The organism is Planotetraspora sp. GP83, assembly GCF_041262585.1.
Lineage (GTDB): Bacteria > Actinomycetota > Actinomycetes > Streptosporangiales > Streptosporangiaceae > JAOEGB01.
The window spans coordinates 289,931-308,954 of record NZ_JBGCBZ010000003.1 but is presented as its reverse complement, the minus strand read 5'-3'; the positions used below and the strand labels follow the sequence as shown (position 1 = coordinate 308,954).

The 19,024-nt window shown below is 71.4% G+C and carries 18 protein-coding genes; 16 read left to right on the top strand and 2 right to left on the bottom strand.

Translation table 11 applies throughout. The features are described from left to right. Window positions 1-274: 274 nt before the first annotated feature. Entirely contained in the window at window positions 275-721 is a 447-nt protein-coding gene (locus tag ABH927_RS06250; RefSeq protein ID WP_370018877.1) for an SAV_6107 family HEPN domain-containing protein, read from the top strand. A gap of 114 nt (window positions 722-835) precedes the next feature. Here the strand turns inward: ABH927_RS06250 and ABH927_RS06245 are convergent, their stop codons facing one another. Then, window positions 836-1,330: a transcriptional regulator gene (locus ABH927_RS06245; protein WP_203880615.1), complete on the bottom strand. Its 495-nt coding sequence runs from the start codon at window positions 1,328-1,330 to the stop codon at window positions 836-838. Window positions 1,331-1,733: 403 nt separating this feature from the next. On the opposite strand from ABH927_RS06245, the gene pyrR reads away from it, so the two are divergent. The 14 genes from pyrR (at window position 1,734) to metK (ending at window position 16,139) form a co-directional block, all read left to right on the top strand. Continuing rightward, window positions 1,734-2,291, top strand: coding sequence for a bifunctional pyr operon transcriptional regulator/uracil phosphoribosyltransferase PyrR (pyrR, locus tag ABH927_RS06240; RefSeq protein WP_370018875.1), 558 nt, complete (start codon window positions 1,734-1,736; stop codon window positions 2,289-2,291). Further along, entirely contained in the window at window positions 2,288-3,223 is a 936-nt protein-coding gene (locus ABH927_RS06235; protein WP_370018873.1) for an aspartate carbamoyltransferase catalytic subunit, read from the top strand. Before pyrR ends, ABH927_RS06235 begins: the two co-directional genes overlap by 4 nt. A gap of 70 nt (window positions 3,224-3,293) precedes the next feature. Next, complete coding sequence (locus tag ABH927_RS06230; RefSeq protein WP_370018871.1) at window positions 3,294-4,592, top strand: dihydroorotase; 1,299 nt, start codon at window positions 3,294-3,296, stop codon at window positions 4,590-4,592. After that, entirely contained in the window at window positions 4,589-5,713 is a 1,125-nt protein-coding gene (gene carA / locus ABH927_RS06225) for a glutamine-hydrolyzing carbamoyl-phosphate synthase small subunit (RefSeq protein ID WP_370018869.1), read from the top strand. The genes ABH927_RS06230 and carA overlap by 4 nt, the downstream gene beginning before the upstream one ends. After that, on the top strand, window positions 5,706-8,990 hold the full coding sequence (gene carB, locus ABH927_RS06220) for a carbamoyl-phosphate synthase large subunit (protein ID WP_370018867.1): 3,285 nt from the start codon (window positions 5,706-5,708) through the stop codon (window positions 8,988-8,990). Before carA ends, carB begins: the two co-directional genes overlap by 8 nt. A 60-nt stretch (window positions 8,991-9,050) precedes the next feature. Then, window positions 9,051-9,908, top strand: coding sequence for a dihydroorotate dehydrogenase electron transfer subunit (locus tag ABH927_RS06215; protein ID WP_370018865.1), 858 nt, complete (start codon window positions 9,051-9,053; stop codon window positions 9,906-9,908). Window positions 9,909-9,948: 40 nt separating this feature from the next. Beyond that, on the top strand, window positions 9,949-10,923 hold the full coding sequence (locus ABH927_RS06210; protein WP_370019054.1) for a dihydroorotate dehydrogenase: 975 nt from the start codon (window positions 9,949-9,951) through the stop codon (window positions 10,921-10,923). Next, window positions 10,920-11,621, top strand: a complete 702-nt coding sequence (gene pyrF, locus ABH927_RS06205; protein WP_370018863.1) for an orotidine-5'-phosphate decarboxylase — start codon at window positions 10,920-10,922, stop codon at window positions 11,619-11,621. Before ABH927_RS06210 ends, pyrF begins: the two co-directional genes overlap by 4 nt. Window positions 11,622-11,837: 216 nt before the next feature. Beyond that, window positions 11,838-12,161, top strand: coding sequence for an integration host factor, actinobacterial type (gene mihF, locus ABH927_RS06200; RefSeq protein WP_030450375.1), 324 nt, complete (start codon window positions 11,838-11,840; stop codon window positions 12,159-12,161). 122 nt (window positions 12,162-12,283) lie between these two features. After that, a complete protein-coding gene (gmk, locus tag ABH927_RS06195; protein ID WP_370018860.1) occupies window positions 12,284-12,847 on the top strand; it encodes a guanylate kinase in 564 nt (187 codons plus the stop codon). A gap of 12 nt (window positions 12,848-12,859) precedes the next feature. After that, a complete protein-coding gene (rpoZ, locus tag ABH927_RS06190; RefSeq protein WP_315967813.1) occupies window positions 12,860-13,123 on the top strand; it encodes a DNA-directed RNA polymerase subunit omega in 264 nt (87 codons plus the stop codon). A gap of 38 nt (window positions 13,124-13,161) precedes the next feature. Further along, window positions 13,162-14,361: a bifunctional phosphopantothenoylcysteine decarboxylase/phosphopantothenate--cysteine ligase CoaBC gene (gene coaBC, locus ABH927_RS06185; protein ID WP_370018858.1), complete on the top strand. Its 1,200-nt coding sequence runs from the start codon at window positions 13,162-13,164 to the stop codon at window positions 14,359-14,361. Window positions 14,362-14,397: 36 nt separating this feature from the next. Further along, window positions 14,398-14,766 carry a hypothetical protein gene (locus tag ABH927_RS06180; protein WP_370018856.1) on the top strand — a complete coding sequence of 123 codons (369 nt, stop codon included), beginning with the start codon at window positions 14,398-14,400 and terminating at the stop codon, window positions 14,764-14,766. A 185-nt stretch (window positions 14,767-14,951) separates the two neighbouring features. Beyond that, window positions 14,952-16,139: a methionine adenosyltransferase gene (gene metK / locus ABH927_RS06175; protein ID WP_370018854.1), complete on the top strand. Its 1,188-nt coding sequence runs from the start codon at window positions 14,952-14,954 to the stop codon at window positions 16,137-16,139. Between the two features lie 48 nt (window positions 16,140-16,187). Here the strand turns inward: metK and ABH927_RS06170 are convergent, their stop codons facing one another. Continuing rightward, window positions 16,188-16,859 carry a hypothetical protein gene (locus ABH927_RS06170; protein WP_370018853.1) on the bottom strand — a complete coding sequence of 224 codons (672 nt, stop codon included), beginning with the start codon at window positions 16,857-16,859 and terminating at the stop codon, window positions 16,188-16,190. A 60-nt stretch (window positions 16,860-16,919) separates the two neighbouring features. Here ABH927_RS06170 and ABH927_RS06165 point away from each other — a divergent pair, with 60 nt between their 5' ends. Continuing rightward, window positions 16,920-18,998: a primosomal protein N' gene (locus tag ABH927_RS06165; protein WP_370018852.1), complete on the top strand. Its 2,079-nt coding sequence runs from the start codon at window positions 16,920-16,922 to the stop codon at window positions 18,996-18,998. The last annotated feature ends 26 nt before the right edge of the window (window positions 18,999-19,024 follow it).

Sequence of the window (19,024 nt, the reverse complement as noted above, 5' to 3'; positions counted from 1 at the left end):
CTTGACAGTGGACATGGTCGAATCTATGTTCGATGGAGTGGGCGTGAGGCTCGCGGCTCGCGCCCACCCCAGCGGTACCGTGCCTTCGTCGTCGGCGGAGACGAGCGCGGCACGGCCCGCGGCGTGGGCCGGACGGGGAGAGGGGAAGCTCCTCGTCCGGCCGCCCACGGATACGAGAGAAAGGCGCGACGGCTCGAACGAAATTGTCGGTGCGGTCTGCGACTGTGATCTCACCGGCGACCACCGCCGGCTGCCACGACTCAAGGAGGCGGGCATGACTGGACCGGGTATGACGGAACAGAACGAGCGCAGCGGGCCTCGGGTCTCGCAGACGGTTCTCGCGCACCTCGCGGACGCCAGGACCTGCCTGGCCGACGCCTCCGTGGGTCCCACCCCCGCGGACCGCTACGTGTCGGCGCATCTCGCGGCCCTCCGGGCGGCCGCCGCAGTCCTCGCGGCCAGGCCCAGGCCCATGGACGGGCGGAGGCGGCGGCTGCGCAGCGCGTGGGAGCTGCTCCCCGACGCGGAGCCGAGGCTCGCCGACTGGGCGGCCTACTTCGCGGTCAGCGCGACCAAGCGGGCGGCGGCCGAGGCGGGCATGGTCCGCGTCGTCACTCCCCGGGACGCCGAGGAGCTCATCGTCGAGGCGGAGAAGTTCGTGAGCCAGGTGGAGTCGATCCTGGGAGTGCCAGGCCAGTCCGCCCTCCCGATGGCCGGCTAGGACGCCCCGACGCCTGTGCTCCCCGTGAGGCGCCTCCGCCCGCGACTACGCCAAAGGGGCGGGTGAGTCCGGCGCTCCCGGAGAGCCTGACAGGCGACTTTCGGTCAGAAAGGGTCAGAAGGACTCGACGGCGCGGCGGGCCTCCGCGTCGAGCACGCCCCAGCTGATGAACTCCTCGGTCAGCTCGACCGGCGACTTGTCATAGATGACCGCGAGGGAGCGCAGGTCCTCCTGGCGGATGGACAGCACCTTGCCGTTGTAGTCCCCACGCTGGCTCTGGATAGTCGCCGCGTAACGGGCAAGCGGGCCGGCCTTTTCCTTGGGAAGCTGGGACAGCCGCTCCAGGTCGATCACAAGCTTGGGCGCGGGAGCAAGCGGGCTGGGGGCGGCACCGCCGGGAAGCAGCTCCGACACCGGCACTCCGTAGAAATCGGCGAGCTCAGCGAGCTTCTGCACGGTCACAGCACGGTCGCCACGCTCGTAGGAGCCCACGACGACGGCCTTCCATCGCCCGCGGGACTTCTCTTCGACACCGTGCAGGGACAACCCCTGCTGCGTGCGGATGGCGCGGAGTCGCGCGCCCAGCGACTTGGCGTAGTCAGACGGCATCGTGTGGCCCCCGGCTTTCTATGTCTGTTCTCACTTGATTGTGCGTCCTTGTCCTAAGCGTTCCGAACACCGGGGTTCGCACCTGAGACAGGCACCTTCGGTGACCGCTGCGTCGGGTTTTACCCAGGAAGGTCGCGTGTTGTGGTTACGGACAGTGACGGTAAAGCCGTGACTCTCAAAGGTCAAGCTGATTGGAAAAAAGAGCCCCAAACAGTGTTCTGACCGAAATCCTCCGACACCCGAGTCCGGCTCGGGTTTCGGACGCGCCGCCGCGGGCGGACGACCTGCGAGTCCGCGCGTCGTCGCTGGCGGGAGGGGGGTGCGGAGCCGTACTGATACGCTGGAGCGGCCAGACACCCTTTTAAGACCCGTCCCGTGAGGCGGGAAAGGTGGTGACTTTTTGATGCCTGATGCCCAAAATCCGGCCCGTGCAGTGCTGGAGGGGCCTGACATCCACCGGGCGTTGACCCGGATCGCGCACGAGATCCTCGAGCGCACCAAGGGCGCCGAAAGCGTGGTCCTGCTCGGGATCCCCACCCGCGGCGCCACGCTCGCCCGCCGGATCGCGGAGCGCATCGCCCAGTTCGAGGGAGTCAAGGTCCCCGTCGGATCCATCGACATCACGATGTACCGCGACGACCTCCGCCTGCGGCCCGCCCGGCCGCTGGGCCGCACCGAGCTGCCCCCGGACGGGGTCGACGGCCGGACCGTCGTCCTGGTGGACGACGTGCTCTTCTCCGGCCGGACCGTCCGCGCCGCGCTCGACGCGCTCAACGACGTGGGCCGCCCCCGTGCCGTCCAGCTCGCGACCCTCGTCGACCGGGGCCACCGCGAGCTGCCCATCCGCGCCGACTACGTGGGCAAGAACCTGCCGACCTCCAAGAGCGAGAAGGTCAAGGTCTTCCTGGAGGAGACCGACGGGCGCGACGCCGTACTGCTCATCAAGGAGGACGGCCGATGAAGCGGCACCTCATCTCGGCGGGGGACCTCACCCGCGACGACGCCCTGCTCATCCTCGACACGGCCGAAGAGCTGGCGAGGGTCTCGGAACGATCCATCAAGAAGCTGCCCACGCTGCGCGGCCGCACGGTGGTGAACCTCTTCTTCGAGGACTCCACCCGCACCCGCATCTCGTTCGAGGCCGCGGCCAAGCGCCTGTCGGCCGATGTGATCAACTTCTCGGCCAAGGGGTCGAGCGTGTCGAAGGGCGAGTCGCTCAAGGACACCGCGCTCACCCTTGAGGCCATGGGCGCCGACGCCGTCGTCATCAGGCACGCCGCCTCGGGCGCGCCGCACCGCCTGGCGACCTGGGTGCGCGGAAGCGTGGTCAACGCGGGAGACGGGACCCACGAGCACCCGACGCAGGCGCTGCTCGACGCTTTCAGCATGCGCCGCAGGCTCGGCAGGCTGGAGGGCCTCAAGGTCGCCGTGGTCGGGGACGTGCTGCACAGCCGGGTCGCCCGGTCCAACGTCCTGCTGCTGCACACCCTCGGTGCGGAGGTCACCCTGGTCGCGCCCCCCACACTGCTCCCGGTGTCGGTCGAGACGTGGCCCTGCCAGGTCTCCTACGACCTCGACGCGGTGCTCCCGAAGTCCGACGTCGTGATGATGCTGCGCGTGCAGTTGGAGCGGATGAACGCGGCCTACTTCCCGTCCGCGAGGGAGTACAGCCGCCGCTACGGCCTCGACCGCGACCGCTTCGCCCGGCTGCATGACGACGCCATCGTCATGCACCCCGGCCCCATGAACCGCGGCATGGAGATCTCAGCCGAGGTGGCCGACTCGCCGCGCTCGACCATCGTGGAGCAGGTCGCCAACGGCGTGACCGTCCGCATGGCCGTCCTCTACCTGCTGCTGGGCGGGTCGGTACCGGCCATCGGAGGTGCCGAGTGATCCCCGTGATGCCGCTGCCCGGGGACTGCGACCTGCGTCCCGAACCCGCCGTCGGAGGTGCCGAGTGACCATGACCATCCTCATCAAGGGCGCCGCGATCCTCGGCGGCGACCCCGCTGACATCCTCATCAGGGACGGCCTGATCGCCGAGGTCGGCGACCTCCGCGGCGCGACGGCCGATCAGACCGCCGACGCGGCCGGCCTGGTCGCCCTGCCCGGCCTGGTTGACCTGCACACCCACCTGCGGGAGCCGGGCCGGGAGGACGCCGAGACCGTCGAGACCGGCACCCGGGCGGCGGCCCGCGGCGGCTTCACCGCCGTCCACGCCATGGCCAACACCTCCCCGGTCGCCGACACGGCCGGGGTCGTCGAGCAGGTCTGGCGGCTCGGCCAGGAGTACGGCCACTGCGACGTCCAGCCGGTCGGCGCGGTCACCTCCGGCCTGGAGGGCAGGCAGCTCGCCGAGCTGGGCGCGATGGCCGACTCGGCCGCCCGCGTCCGCGTCTTCTCCGACGACGGCAAGTGCGTCTCCGACGCCGTGCTGATGCGGCGGGCGCTGGAGTACGTCAAGGCGTTCGACGGGGTCGTGGCCCAGCACGCCCAGGAGCCGCGCCTGACCGAGGGTGCCCAGCTCAACGAGGGCGAGGTGTCCGGCAGGCTCGGCCTGACCGGCTGGCCCGCCGTCGCCGAGGAGGCGATCATCGCCCGCGACTGCCTGCTCGCCGCGCACGTCGGCTCCCGGCTGCACGTCTGCCACGTCTCGACGGCGGGCTCGGTGGAGATCATCCGCTGGGCCAAGTCGAAGGGCTGGGACGTCACCGCCGAGGTGACCCCCCACCACCTGCTCCTCACCGACTCCTGCGCCGAGAGCTCGCCGGTCGGGCCGTACAACCCGATCTACAAGGTGAACCCGCCGCTGCGGACGCGGGAGGACGTGCGGGCGCTGCGGGAGGCGCTCGCCGACGGCACGATCGACTGCGTGGCGACCGACCACGCCCCCCACCCGGTCGAGGACAAGGAGACCGAGTGGGGCGCGGCGGCCATGGGCATGATCGGCCTGGAGACGGCGCTGTCCGTCGTCCAGGAGGCCATGGTCGAGACCGGCCTGCTCGACTGGGCCGGAGTCGCCGACCGCATGTCGCTGCGCCCGGCGCGGATCGGCCGCCTGGCCGGCCACGGCCGGCCCATCGAGCCGGGGGCCCCGGCCAACATCACGCTCTACGACCCGGCGGTCCGGTCGCTCGTGGACCCCACGGCCATGGCCTCCCGGAGCCGCAACACGCCGTACGAGGGGATGACGCTCCCGGGGCGCGTCGTCGCCACGTTCCTCCGCGGCCGTCCGACCGTTCTTGAAGGGAAGCTCGTATGACAGCGCTGCTCGTGCTCGAGGACGGTCGCGTCTTCGAGGGGACGCCCTATGGCGCCGAGGGGGAGACCTTCGGGGAGATGGTCTTCAACACCGGCATGACGGGCTACCAGGAGACCCTCACCGACCCGTCGTACCACCGGCAGATCGTGGCGATGACCGCGCCGCACATCGGGAACACCGGCGTCAACGAGGAGGACCCCGAGTCCGGCCGGGTCTGGGTGTCGGGCTACGTGGTGCGGGAGCCGTCCCGGATCCCCTCCAACTGGCGGTCCACCACGACCCTGGACGACTACCTGCGCGACCAGGGCGTCGTGGGCATCGCGATGCGGGGGACGCGGGCGCTGACGCGGCACCTGCGCGAGCGGGGGGCGATGCGTGCCGGGATCTTCTCCGGTGCGGCTCAGGCACCCGTGGAGGAGCTGATCGAGCGGGTACGGCTCTCGCCCGGCATGGAGGGCGCCGACCTCGCCAAGGAGGTCTCGACGGCCGAGCCGTACGTCGTGGCGGCGCGGGGGACCAAGCGGTTCACGGTGGCGGCCGTGGACCTGGGCATCAAGGCGATGACGCCCCAGCGACTGGCCGAGCGGGGCTGTGAGGTGCACGTGCTGCCGGCGAGTGTGACGGCGGACGACGTCCTCGCCCTCCGCCCGGACGGCGTCTTCTTCTCCAACGGCCCCGGCGACCCCGCCACCGCCGACTACGCCGTCGAGGCCCTGCGCGGGGTCCTGGGCTCCGGCACGCCGTTCTTCGGCATCTGCTTCGGCAACCAGATCCTCGGCCGCGCGCTCGGGCTGGGGACGTACAAGCTGCGGTACGGCCACCGGGGTGTGAACCAGCCGGTGCAGGACCGCAGGACCGGCAAGGTGGAGATCTCCGCGCACAACCACGGCTTCGCCGTCCGGGCCCCGCTCGACGGGCCCTTCGAGACGCCGTACGGCCGGGCCGAGGTGAGCCACGTGAACCTCAACGACGGCTGCGTGGAGGGACTGCGGCTGCTCGACCGTCCGGCGTTCAGCGTGCAGTACCACCCCGAGGCGGCGGCCGGCCCGCACGACGCGGCGTACCTGTTCGACGAGTTCTGTGAGCTGATGGACCGCACGAAGGGGGAGAAGGGTGCCTAAGCGCACGGACATCGAGTCGATCATGGTGATCGGTTCCGGGCCGATCGTGATCGGGCAGGCGTGCGAGTTCGACTACTCGGGCACGCAGGCCTGCCGGGTGCTGCGGGCCGAGGGGTTCCGGGTGGTCCTGGTGAACAGCAACCCGGCGACGATCATGACGGATCCGGAGTTCGCCGACGCGACCTATGTGGAGCCGATCACCCCGGAGATGGTCGAGAAGATCATCGCGAAGGAGCGGCCGGACGCGTTGCTGCCCACGCTGGGCGGGCAGACCGCGCTGAACGCGGCGGTCGCGCTGCACGAGGCGGGGGTGCTGGACAAGTACGGCGTCGAGCTGATCGGGGCGAACTTCGACGCGATCCAGGCGGGGGAGAACCGGGAGCGGTTCAAGGAGATCGTCGCGAAGGTCGCCGCGGAGCGGGGGCTGAACGCCGAGTCGGCGCGCAGCGTGATCTGCCACAGCATGGACGAGTGCCTGGCCGCCGCGCGGGAGCTGGGCTATCCGGTGGTGGTGCGGCCGTCGTTCACGATGGGCGGCGCGGGCTCGGGGTTCGCCCACGACGAGGCCGAGCTGCGCCGGATCGCCGGGGCGGGCCTGGACGCCTCTCCGACCACCGAGGTCCTCCTGGAGGAGTCGATCCTCGGCTGGAAGGAGTACGAGCTGGAGGTGATGCGCGACCAGGCCGACAACGTCGTCATCGTCTGCTCGATCGAGAACATCGACCCGATGGGCGTGCACACCGGGGACAGTGTGACGGTCGCGCCGGCGTTGACGCTGACCGACCGCGAGTACCAGAACATGCGGGACGTGGCGATCGCGGTGATCCGCGAGGTCGGGGTGGACACCGGGGGCTGCAACATCCAGTTCGCGGTGGACCCGGCCAGCGGGCGGATGATCGTGATTGAGATGAACCCGCGGGTGTCGCGGTCGTCGGCGCTGGCCTCCAAGGCGACGGGGTTCCCGATCGCGAAGATCGCGGCGAAGCTGGCGATCGGGTACACCCTGGATGAGGTGCCCAACGACATCACCAAGGAGACGCCGGCGTCGTTCGAGCCGTCGCTCGACTACATCGTGGTGAAGGTGCCCAGGTTCGCGTTCGAGAAGTTCGCGGGGGCGGATCAGACGCTGACGACGCATATGAAGTCGGTCGGCGAGGCGATGGCGATCGGGCGGTCGTTCCCCGAGGCGTTGCAGAAGGCGCTGCGCTCGATGGAGAAGAAGGGCTCCTGGTTCTCCTGGACGGGCGAGCCCGGTGCTCTGGAGGACTTGCTGGAGGCGTGCCGGACGCCGCATGACGGGCGGTTGCGCACGATGCAGCAGGCGATCCGGGCCGGTGCGACCCCGGAGCAGCTTCACGAGGCGACGTGGATCGATCCGTGGTTCGTGGACCAGTTGTTCGCGATCGACGAGGTCGCCCACTCCATCAAGGTGCTCGACGCCCCGACGCTGACCAGGGCGAAGACGTATGGGTTCAGCGACGCGCAGATCGCGGAGATCCTCGGGCTGGCCGAAGCGCACGTGCGGCGGGTCCGGCACGATCTGGGGGTGCGGCCGGTTTACAACACGGTGGACACGTGCGCGGCGGAGTTCGCCGCGGCCACGCCGTACCTGTATTCGACGTATGACGAGGAGTCGGAGGTCCCGCCGGGGGACCGCCCCAAGGTGATCATTTTGGGGAGTGGGCCGAACCGGATCGGGCAGGGCATCGAGTTCGACTACGCGTGTGTGCACGCCTCGTTCGAGCTGTCCAAGGCCGGGTTCGAGACGGTGATGGTCAACTGCAACCCCGAGACGGTCTCGACCGACTATGACACCTCCGACCGGCTGTATTTCGAGCCGCTCACGTTGGAGGACGTGCTGGAGGTCGTGCACGCCGAGCAGGCCGCGGGCCCGGTGGTCGGGGTGATCGTGCAGCTCGGCGGGCAGACGCCGCTGGGGTTGGCGCAGGCGCTGAAGGACGCGGGGGTGCCGGTGGTCGGCACCTCACCCGAGTCGATTCATCTGGCCGAGGAGCGGGGGGCGTTCGGGCGGGTGCTGGCCGAGGCGAACCTGCCCGCCCCCAGGCACGGCACCGCGACCACCGTCGCCGGGGCGCGGGAGATCGCGGCCGAGATCGGCTACCCGGTGCTGGTCCGGCCGTCGTACGTGCTGGGCGGGGCGGGGATGGCGATCGTCTACGACGACGACACCCTGAGCACCTACATGGCCAAGGCGGTTCGCGCGTCGGACAACCCGGTGCTGATCGACAAGTTCCTCGACGACGCGATCGAGATCGACGTGGACGCCCTGTTCGACGGGTCCGAGCTGTATCTCGGCGGGGTGATGGAGCACATCGAGGAGGCCGGCATCCATTCGGGTGACTCGGCGTGCGCGCTGCCTCCGATCACCTTGGGGAGTTCCGATATCAAGCGGATCCGCGCGGCGACCGAGGCGATCGCCCGGGGGGTCGGGGTGCGGGGGTTGCTGAACGTGCAGTACGCGATGGCCGCCGGGGTGCTCTACGTTCTGGAGGCCAATCCGCGGGCGAGCCGTACGGTGCCCTTCGTGTCCAAGGCGACGGCGGTGCCGCTGGCCAAGGCGGCGGCGCGGGTGATGCTCGGCGCGAGCGTCGCCGAACTGCGGGCGGAGGGGATGCTCCCGGCGACCGGGGATGGCGGCACGCTGCCGTTGGACGCGCCGATCGCGGTGAAGGAGGCGGTGCTGCCGTTCAACCGGTTCCGCGGGGTGGACACCGTGCTCGGCCCCGAGATGCGCTCCACCGGTGAGGTGATGGGCATCGATGAGTTCTTCGGCACCGCGTACGCGAAGTCGCAGGCGGGGGCATATGGGCCGTTGCCGACCAAGGGGCGGGCGTTCGTGTCGGTGGCCAACAAGGACAAGCGGGCGGCGATCTTCCCGGTGAAGGCGCTGGCGGATCTGGGGTTTGAGATTCTCGCGACCGAAGGGACGGCGGAGGTGCTGCGCCGTAACGGTGTCCATGCCAAGATCGTGCGCAAGCACAGCGACGGGAGTGGTCCCGGCGGTGAGCCCACGATCGTGCGGCGGATCCTGGACGGGGAGGTGGACCTCATCGTGAACACCCCGTTCGGCAGCCCCGGCCAGTCCGGGCCCCGCCTGGACGGGTACGAGATCCGCACCGCCGCCGTCCTGCGCGGCATCCCCTGCATCACCACGGTGCAGGGCCTCGCCGCGGCCGTTCAGGGCATCCAGCACATCGTCCGGGGCGACGTGGGCGTACGGTCGCTCCAGGAGCACGCGCGGAGGCTGAGGGACTAGCCGGCTGGGGACCGAGCTTGGGGGGACCGAGCGGGGACGACCAGCTGAGGGAGTAGGGGAGTGGCCGGGAGTCCGGTGCAGGTGACGGGCACGGTGCTGACGACGCGCCGGGTTGACGCCTACCATGCGCTGACGGTGGTGGCGCCGGGCATCGCCGACCGGTACCGCCCCGGCCACTTCGTCACGGTCGCCGTCGGCGGTCCGACCACCTCGATGCTGACCCGGCGGGCCTTCGCCATCCACGACGTCAAGCCGGACTACGGTGGCACGGTGGAGCTGGTCTTCACCGTGCGCGGCGCGGGAACGGCCTGGCTGGCGGACCTGCGGGCGCGCGACACGCTCGACCTGGTCGGCCCGCTCGGCCGGCCGTTCCCGCTGCCCCGCGACCCCTGCACCTGCGTGCTCGTCGGCGGCGAGTACGGCTCGGCGTCGCTTTTCGCGCTGGGCGACGCCCTCCAGCAGCGCGGCTGCCGGATCGACTTCGTCCTCGGCGCGCCCAGCGCCGACCGGGTGTTCGGCGCGCTCCGGGCCCGCCGCATGGGCGAGACCACCACGCTCACCACCGAGGACGGCTCGCTCGGCATGCGCGGCCGGGTGACCGACGTGCTGCCCGGCGTGATCGCCGACGCGAGGGCCGACGTGGTCTACGCGTGCGGGCCCATGGACATGCTGAGCGGGGTGACGGCCGTGACCGCCGAGTTCGACATCCCGGTCCAGGTCGCCGTGGAGGAGCACATGGCCTGCGGCATCGGCGTGTGCATGACATGCGTCGTCCCGGTGATCGGCGAGGACGGCGTGACCCGGATGGTCCGGGCGTGCACGGACGGCCCGGTCTTCCGGGGCGAGCGGGTCCGGTTCGACGACGTCGGAACAATCCCGTTCGACGCGCTCGGCGCTCCCGGAGGACGGCATGCCTGAGCGGGCCTCCGGCGGACAGGGCGGGGCGAGGTGAGCGGCCATAGCGGTTGACCTGCGGAGCTACCTCGCCCATGTCGAGCTGCCCAACCCGGTCATGACGGCCTCCGGATGCGGGGGCACCGGCCGCGAGCTGGCGCAGTTCTACGACGTCATGCGGCTCGGCGCGTTCGTCACCCGGTCGATCACCATGGCTCCCCGGGCCGGGCGGCCGACGCCCCGGATGGCCGAGACGCCGTCGGGACTGCTGAACGCCGTGGGCCTCCAGGGCCCCGGCGTCGACGCGTTCCTGGAGCAGGAGCTGCCCTGGCTGGCCGAGCGGGGCGCGCGGACCGTGGTCTCCATCGGCGGCGGCACGGTCGCCGAGTACACCGCGCTCGCACGGCGGCTCGCCGACGCCCCGGGGGTGGCCGCCGTCGAGATCAACCTGTCCTGCCCGAACGTCGAGGACCGCGGCAGGGTCTTCGCCCGGGACGGGTCCGCGGCCGCCGAGGTCGTCGCGTCGGTGCGCGCGGCGACGCGGTACGACGTCCCGGTGATCGCCAAGCTCGCCCCCGACGTCGCCGACATCGTCGCGGTCGCGCGCTCGTGCGTCGACGGCGGGGCCGACGCGCTCGCGATGATCAACACGCCGGTCGGCATGAGCATCGACGTGGACACCATGCGGCCCTCGCTCGCGGCCGGGACCGGCGGCCTGTCCGGCCCCGCAGTACGGCCCCTGGCGGTCCGCTGCGTCTGGCAGGTCCACGCGGCCCTACCGGGGGTCCCGATCGTCGGCATGGGCGGCGTGACGACCGGCAGGGACGCGCTGGAGCTCATCCTGGCCGGCGCCTGCGCCGTCGCCGTGGGCACCGCCCTGTTCCAGGACCCGTACGCCTGCCCGCGCATCCTCAGGGAGCTCGAGGAGCTTCTCCAGGAGCGCGGCTTCGACCGCCTGGCCGACGCCGTGGGGCTGGCCCACCGTCCCCCGGGGTCCGCACCCCGCAACAGAACCGATCTGGAGGAGAGTTCCCTGTGACGACGCCCGCTCCCATCGCCGTGGCCTTGGACGCGCCCGACCTGGAGACCGCGGCCCGCTGGGCGAGCCTGGTGACGCCCCACGTCTCCACCGTGAAGGTGGGGCTGGAGCTCTACCTCCGCTACGGGCCCGACGTCATCGCGTCGGTGCGCGGCGCGAGCGGCGTGCATGTCTTCCTGGACCTGAAGCTCCATGACATCCCCAACACCGTGGCGGCGGCCGCCCGTGCCGTCTCCCGGCTGAAGCCCGCCATCCTGACCGTCCACGCGGCCGGTGGACCCGCGATGATCCAGGCGGCCGTGGAGGCGGCCCCCAACACCCAGATCGCGGCCGTGACGCTTCTCACGTCGCTCTCAGAGGCCGATCTGGCCGCCATCGGCATCCAGGGCCCCCCGGACGACGCCGTGCGCCGGATGGCCGCCGTCGCCGTGGGCGCCGGAGCCCAGGCGCTGGTCTGCTCACCGCGCGAGGTCGCCGCGGTGCGGGCAGAGGTCGGCCCCGGCATCACGCTCATCACCCCGGGCGTGCGGCCCGCCGGCGCCGACACTCAGGATCAAGCAAGAGTAGCGACTCCCGAGGACGCCCTGAGCCACGGGGCCGATCTTCTCGTCATCGGCCGGCCGATCACGGGGTCCGCCGACCCCGGCGCGGCCGCCGCCGGGATAGCCGCCGCTCTCCGCCGGGTGAGCCTCACCTGAGCGCGAATCGGGGACGAATGGGGGATTCCGAGTGCCGCTCGGTTAGATGGCTGATGGAGCGGTTTTCGTAGACAAAGCGTGACTTTTCCATTACCGGAAGTAGTAGAATCAATTTTGTAGGCACAGAAACAGGCCTTGACGTTGCCTGATGGGGCATAGACCAGCTAGTTTCCCCTCCCGTCCGAGTACATCGACAGAAATTCGAGGTGACCCGGCGTGGCTCTTCCTCCCCTAACCCCCGAGCAGCGCGCCGCAGCTCTTGAGAAGGCTGCCAAGGCACGCAAGGAGCGTGCCGAGGTCAAGAACCGGCTCAAGCACGGCGCGGTTTCTCTGGCTGAGGTGCTGAAGGATGGGCAGACCGACGACGTCATCGGCAAGATGAAGGTCTCGGCTCTGCTGGAGTCGCTCCCTGGCGTCGGCAAGGTCCGCGCCAAGCAGCTCATGGAGCGCCTTGGTATCGCCGAGTCCCGCCGTGTGCGGGGTCTCGGCGCCAACCAGCGCGCGTCCTTGGAGCGTGAGTTCGGCGGCGCCGAGAGCTGATCTCGGCTTCGCACGAGCAAGTATCACGGGGGTACGGAGTGACCGACATGTCCTGGTCCGCTGCGGATCGGGCCCACCAGGCAGCCGCTTCCAGCGGGTCCGGGACACGTGGCGGTGACTCCATGCCTCAGAACCGGCGCCTGACGGTCCTCTCCGGCCCGTCGGGTGTCGGGAAGTCCACGGTCGTCGCCGAGCTCCGGCGGTCACACCCCGAGGTGTGGCTGTCGGTCTCGGTGACAACCCGGAAACCACGTCCGGGTGAGACGCACGGCGTGGAGTACTACTTCACCGACGACGCCGAGTTCGACCGGCTGGCCGCCTCAGGGGAGCTCCTGGAGTGGGCCGAGTTCGCCGGCAACCGGTACGGGACGCCCCGCGCCCCCGTGCTGGAACGGCTCACGGCCGGTGTGCCGACGCTGCTGGAGATCGACCTCCAGGGCGCGCGGCAGGTCCGTGGCAGCATGCCCGAGGCCCTGCTCGTCTTCCTGGCCCCGCCGAGCTGGGAGGAACTGGAGCGGCGGCTGCGCGGCCGGGGCACCGAGCCCCCCGACGTCATCGCCCGCCGGCTGGAGGCCGGGCGGGTCGAGCTGGCCGCCGAGAAGGAATTCGACCTCACACTGGTCAACACATCCGTCAAGGACGTGTGCCATCGGCTGATAACCTTGATGGGACGTTCACCTAGCTAGGGGAAATCACACGTGGCAAGCAGCGCCGCCTACGCCGAAGGCATCACCAACCCGTCCATCGACTCACTGCTCGACATCGTCGACAGCAAGTACAGCCTGGTGATCATGGGCGCGAAGCGCGCGCGCCAGATCAACGCCTACTACTCCCAGCTCGGCGAGGGCCTGCTGGAGTACGTCGGCCCGCTCGTGGAGACCCACGCCCAGGAGAAGCCGCTGTCCATCGCCCTGCGCGAGGTCAGCGAGGGCCTTCTCACCTCCGAGCCCATCGAGGGCTGAGCTGATGGCGCTCGCGCGCCGCGCGGCATGGCGCTGACATGAGCGCGGTGGTCCTGGGGGTCAGCGCGGGCATCGCGGTCTACAAGTCGTGCGAGCTGCTTCGGCTGTTCACCGAGTCCGGCCATGACGTCCGCGTCGTCCCGACCAGGGACGCGCTGCGGTTCGTCGGCGAGCCCACCTGGGCCGCGCTGTCCGGCAACCCCGTCACCACCGAGGTGTGGGAGTCGGTCCACGAGGTCCCGCACGTCCGCATCGGGCAGAACGCGGACCTCGTGGTGGTCGCGCCCGCGACGGCCGACGTGCTCGCCAGGGCCGCCCACGGCCTCGCCAACGACCTGCTGACGAACACGCTGCTGACGGCGCGCTGCCCGGTGGTGTTCGCCCCGGCGATGCACACGGAGATGTGGGAGCACCCCGCGACCCGCGCCAACGTCGCGACGCTCCGCGAGCGCGGCGCGATCGTGATCGACCCCGCAGTCGGGAGGCTCACGGGCGCCGACACCGGCCCCGGACGGCTGCCCGACCCGCCGGAGATCTTCGAGGTCTGCCGCAGGGTGCTGTCGGCCCGCGCCCTCGACCTCGCCGGGCGGCACGTGGTCGTCTCCGCCGGCGGGACCCGCGAGGCCATCGACCCGGTCCGCTTCATCGGCAACAGATCGTCGGGACTGCAGGGCTACGCGCTCGCGCGCACGGCCGTCGCCCGCGGCGCGGAGGTCACGCTCGTGTCGGCCAATGTCGCGCTGCCGGACCCGGCCGGCGCGAAGGTCGTCCGGGTCGAGTCCGCCCGGCAGCTCCGCGAGGCCGTCCTCGCCGCCGCCGACCACGCCGACGCCGTCGTGATGGCCGCCGCCGTCGCCGACTTCCGGCCCGTACGGCAGAGCGACACGAAGATCAAGAAGTCCTCGGCCGAGCCCGACCCGATCCATCTGGTGAAAAATCCGGACGTGCTGGGCGAGCTTGGCGAGAATCGCCGAGCCGGGCGAGAGCCGTACCCGAGGGTGATCGTGGGCTTCGCCGCCGAAACCGACGACGTTCTGAACAACGGGCGGGCCAAGCTGGAGCGCAAGGGCTGCGACCTCCTCGTGGTGAACGAGGTGGGGGACAACCTCGCGTTCGGGACGCCGGACAACGCCGCCGTCGTCCTCGTGGCGGACGGCGAGCCCGTCGAGATTCCCAGGGGTCCCAAAGAGGATCTCGCCGACGTAGTCTGGGACCTGGTGGCGGCGCGCCTCGCCTGACCGTGTCGCTGACCGTGCCGCGAGGGAGCGATGGTCATGCCGGTGTCCGCCGCGATCAGGGAGCGCTGCCGGGCGTTGCTCCGTCCCGGGGAGGACATCCGCTATGTCTTCCCCGCGCTGTCGCTGGGACCTCCGCACACGGCCCCCTTTCTCGTCGTGGTCACCGACCGGTCGATCACCCTCTTCTCCACCAAGATGTTCACCCGCAACGAGCCGTCCGGCGTGTGGGCCACCTACCCGCGCCGCACCCGCCTGGGGCCGGTCGAGCACCGCGGCTCGCCGACGATCGAACTCGGGGGGACGGTGTACGAAGTGGACGACGAATACATCGCGGTCGTCGCGGCGGCCGACGCGGAGGCGTTCTCGCCGGGTGATCTGCCACGCGACCCCCTGCCGGATCTGTGATGCCATGTCCGGAACCCGAATCGATCCACCCCGCGAAGGGCTCACCGGCCGCCCGGAATTCGGACGGTTTCGCGACGCCACACCGGGTGAGGTTAGACTCGCCTCAGCATTGGAGTGGCCGCCGGTAGAGCGCTATCGCCGGCCATTCTCTAACGTCAGCAGCCGCTGCATGAGGAGCCACTGAGTTGTCCCGTCGCCTGTTCACCTCCGAGTCGGTTACCGAGGGCCACCCGGACAAGATCGCCGACCAGATCAGTGACGCGATTCTCGACGCCATGCTCAAGGACGACCCCAAGAGCCGGGTCGCCGTCGAGACGCTGATCACTACTGGCCAGGTCCACGTCGCCGGCGAGGTGACGACGGAGACCTACATCGACATCCCCGCCCTGATCCGGGAGAAGATCCTGGAGATCGGCTACGACGCGTCCCACAAGGGCTTCGACGGCGCCTCCTGCGGCGTCTCGGTGTCCATCGGCGCCCAGTCGCCCGACATCGCCCAGGGCGTCGACGACGCCTACGAGCACCGCGAGGGCGAGGGCGTCGACGACTTCGACCGCCAGGGCGCCGGAGACCAGGGCCTGATGTTCGGGTACGCGTGCCGCGAGACCCCCGAGCTCATGCCGCTGCCGATCACGCTCGCCCACCGGATGGCCCGGCGGCTGTCCGAGGTCCGCAAGAACGGCACCGTGCCCTACCTGCGTCCCGACGGCAAGACCCAGGTCACCATCGAGTACGACGGCGACCGGCCGGTCCGCCTCGACACCGTGGTGGTCTCCACCCAGCACGCCCCGGAGATCGACCTCCAGGAGATGCTGACGCCGGACATCCGCGAGCACGTGGTCGAGCCGGTCCTCGCCGACCTGGAGATCGAGACCGAGGGCTACCGTCTCCTGGTCAACCCGACCGGCCGCTTCGAGATCGGCGGCCCGATGGGCGACGCCGGGCTCACCGGCCGTAAGATCATCATCGACACCTACGGCGGCATGGCCCGGCACGGCGGCGGCGCGTTCTCGGGCAAGGACCCGTCGAAGGTGGACCGCTCGGCCGCTTACGCCATGCGCTGGGTCGCCAAGAACGTCGTGGCGGCGGGGCTCGCCGACCGCTGCGAGGTGCAGGTGGCCTACGCCATCGGCAAGGCACAGCCGGTGGGCCTGTTCGTCGAGACGTTCGGCACCGAGAAGGTCCCGGTCGCCACGATCCAGGACGCCGTGCTCCAGACGTTCGACCTGCGCCCGGCCGCCATCATCCGCGACCTCGACCTGCTCCGCCCGATCTACTCGGAGACCGCCGCCTACGGCCACTTCGGCCGCGACGGGGTCTCCTGGGAGTCCACGGACCGCGCCGAGGCGCTCCGCGCCGCCGCGGGTCTCTGACGGCCTCCGGAACGTCCGAACGGCGCCCGCCTCCCGGCGGGCGCCGTTTCATTGGAGGACGTTGATGGCCCTGGCGACGACCAGGGCCACGATGACCAGGGATATCGATGACTGGAGCATCATCAGGATCTTGGCCCACCGGCTGAGCGGCATCACGTCCGTGGGGCTGAAGGCGGTCGAGTTCGTGAAGCCCAGGTAGAGGTAGTCGGCGAACGTGGGCCGCCAGTTCGGCGGCGTGACGTCATGCTCGGTCATCTGCGGGAACAGGAAGTCCGGGTACGGCTCGCGGGCCTTCGACCGGGCGACCGGCCCGGCCCGGTCGAGCTCCCAGTACCAGAGCGAGAACATCAGGACGTTGATCACCCAGACGCCCACCCCGGTGGCGAGCAACCGGACCGCGTCGTGCTCCTTGCCGGTGACCAGCCTGCCGACCTCGCGGATGGTGAGCCAGGCGTTGGCCGCGCTGATGACGCCGATCAGGCCGAGGCTCGCGACGCGGATCAGGCGGCTCTCGCGGGTGAAGGTCACCGGGTTGGCCACGATCAGCCCGACGAGCAGAACGGACTCCAGCACGGGCATCACCCAGAACGGCTCGATGTTCAGAGTGTCGTGCAGCAGCAGATGGATGGCGATCACCACGAGGACCGCGGCGCCGGCCGTCCACCGCCCCTCCGCCTCGGTCTCCCGCAGCCAGACGGGGACCCTGTTCTCGCTCTTCATCCCCTCCGCCACCCCTCCAGCCGTGCACGTCTTTACTGCCGCGTCTGGTAGGACGTAGACGTGACCGAGCCGACCAGCGCACCTTACCCTCAGGAGGAACTCCTGCCGGTGCCCGAGGGGGCCGCGCGGGCGACCTCCTCCGCCGCGAAGGGGGCGCGGACGGCGGCGGAGAACCTGCCGGTGGCGAGGGTCGTGGTGGACACCCCGCTGCCTCACCTGGACCGGCCGTTCGACTACCTCGTCCCGGCGTCGATGGACGCCGACGCCGCGCCGGGCTGCCGCGTGCGCGTGCGCTTCGCCGGCCAGCTCGCCGACGGCTTCCTCCTCGAACGGCTGGCGGACAGCGAGCACCAGGGGCGGCTGGCCTTCCTGGAGCGGGTCGTCTCGCCCGAGCCGGTCCTCACGGCGGAGATCGCCGGGCTCGCGAGGGCCGTGGCGGACCGCTACGCCGGGACGCTGTCCGACGTCCTCCGGCTGGCCGTCCCGCCCCGCCACGCGAGGGTCGAGGCCGAGGCCAGGCCCGACGCCGGGCAGGGCTCCGCCCCCGAGGCCGGTTCCGTGAGTCCCGTCACGTGGTCCGGTGACGCCTGGGCGGCGTACCCGGCGGGGGAGCGGTTCCTGACCGCGCTCGCCGAGGGACTGTCACCCAGAGCGGTCTGGCCGGCCCTTCCCGGCACCGGCGAGGGCGGCCCGTCGTGGCCCCGGGCCATCGCGGCGGCCGTCCGGGCGGCCCTGGCGAGCGGGCGCGGCGCGGTGGCCGTCGTCCCCGACGGCAAGGACGTGGCGCTCGTCGCCCGGGCGCTCGGGGACACCCCCCATGTCGCGATCACCGCCGAGCTGGGACCGGCCGAGCGCTACCGCCGCTGGCTCAGGATCCTGCGCGGCGAGGTCAGGGCGGTGGTCGGCACCCGCGCCGCCGCCTTCGCCCCGGTCGCGGACCTGGGCCTGGCCGTCATCTGGGACGACGGGGACGACGTCCACTCCGACAGGCACGCGCCGTACCCGCATGCCCGCGAGGTGCTGGCGCTGCGCGCCCACCGGGCCGAGGCGGGCATGCTGATCGGCGGCTACGCGGTCACCGCCGAGGCGGCCCAGCTCGTCGCGTCGGGATGGGCCGGGCCGCTCGTCCCGCCGCGCGAGGAGGTGAGGGCCAAGGCGCCACGCGTCCGTCCCGCGGGCGACGACGCCGAGCTGGCCCGTGACGAGGCGGCCCGCGCGGCCCGCCTGCCGAGCCTCGCCTGGCGGGCGCTCAGGCACGGGCTGGAGACCGGTCCGGTGCTCGTCCAGGTGCCGCGCAGGGGCTACCTGCCCGCGCTCGCCTGCCAGCACTGCCGCGCCCCCGCCCGATGCGGCGCCCAACGCCTCCCGGGGCCGGTGTGCTCGGGGCCGCTCGCGCTGCGCAACGGCCACGCCGCGCCGTACTGCCGGTGGTGCGGCCGGATCGCCGGCGACTGGCGCTGCCCGTCGTGCGGCGGCACGCGGGTGCGCGCCGTCGTGGTCGGCGCCCGCCGCACCGCCGAGGAACTGGGCCGCGCCTTCCCCTCGGTCACCGTGAAGACCTCCGGCCGGGACGGCGTCCTCGCCACGGTCGGTACGGCTCCCGCGCTGGTCGTGGCGACGCCGGGGGCCGAGCCGGTGCCGGAGGACGGCTATTCGGCGGCCGTGCTGCTGGACGGGTGGGCCCTCCTCGGCCGCCCCGACCTGCGCGCGGCCGAGGAGGCGCTGCGGCGCTGGATGAACGCCGCCGCGCTGGCCCGCCCCGGAGCCGAGGTGGTGGTGCTGGCGGACTCGGCGGTCTCCGTCGTGCAGGCGCTCCTGCGCTGGGACCCGGTCACCTTCGCCGAGCGCGAGCTGGCCGACCGGGCGGAGCTCGGCTTCCCGCCCGCGGTCCGGATGGCCACGCTCACCGGCCCCCCGGCGGCCGTCAGGGAGATGCTGGCGGACACACGGCTGCCCGACGGCGCCCAGGTCCTCGGCCCCGTGCCGGTCGACGGAGGGCTGGAGCGCGCGATGGTCCGGGTGCCCCGCGACCGGGGACCGGTCCTGGCCAAGGTGCTGAAGGGGGCGAGCGGCGTGCGGTCCGCCCGCAAGGCGGCTGACGTGGTGCGTGTGAACATTGATCCCCTGGACCTCATCTGACCGATTCGCGATGCTGTTAGTAACCC

Coding starts and splice junctions, on each gene's coding strand:
- ABH927_RS06250 (WP_370018877.1), top strand. CDS start 275: ATGACTGGACCGGGTATGACGGAACAGAACGAGCGCAGCGGGCCTCGG.
- ABH927_RS06230 (WP_370018871.1), top strand. CDS start 3,294: ATGACCATCCTCATCAAGGGCGCCGCGATCCTCGGCGGCGACCCCGCT.
- coaBC (WP_370018858.1), top strand. CDS start 13,162: ATGAGCGCGGTGGTCCTGGGGGTCAGCGCGGGCATCGCGGTCTACAAG.
- carA (WP_370018869.1), top strand. CDS start 4,589: ATGACAGCGCTGCTCGTGCTCGAGGACGGTCGCGTCTTCGAGGGGACG.
- ABH927_RS06170 (WP_370018853.1), bottom strand. CDS start 16,859: ATGAAGAGCGAGAACAGGGTCCCCGTCTGGCTGCGGGAGACCGAGGCG.
- ABH927_RS06245 (WP_203880615.1), bottom strand. CDS start 1,330: ATGCCGTCTGACTACGCCAAGTCGCTGGGCGCGCGACTCCGCGCCATC.
- ABH927_RS06180 (WP_370018856.1), top strand. CDS start 14,398: ATGCCGGTGTCCGCCGCGATCAGGGAGCGCTGCCGGGCGTTGCTCCGT.
- gmk (WP_370018860.1), top strand. CDS start 12,284: ATGCCTCAGAACCGGCGCCTGACGGTCCTCTCCGGCCCGTCGGGTGTC.
- ABH927_RS06235 (WP_370018873.1), top strand. CDS start 2,288: ATGAAGCGGCACCTCATCTCGGCGGGGGACCTCACCCGCGACGACGCC.
- pyrR (WP_370018875.1), top strand. CDS start 1,734: ATGCCTGATGCCCAAAATCCGGCCCGTGCAGTGCTGGAGGGGCCTGAC.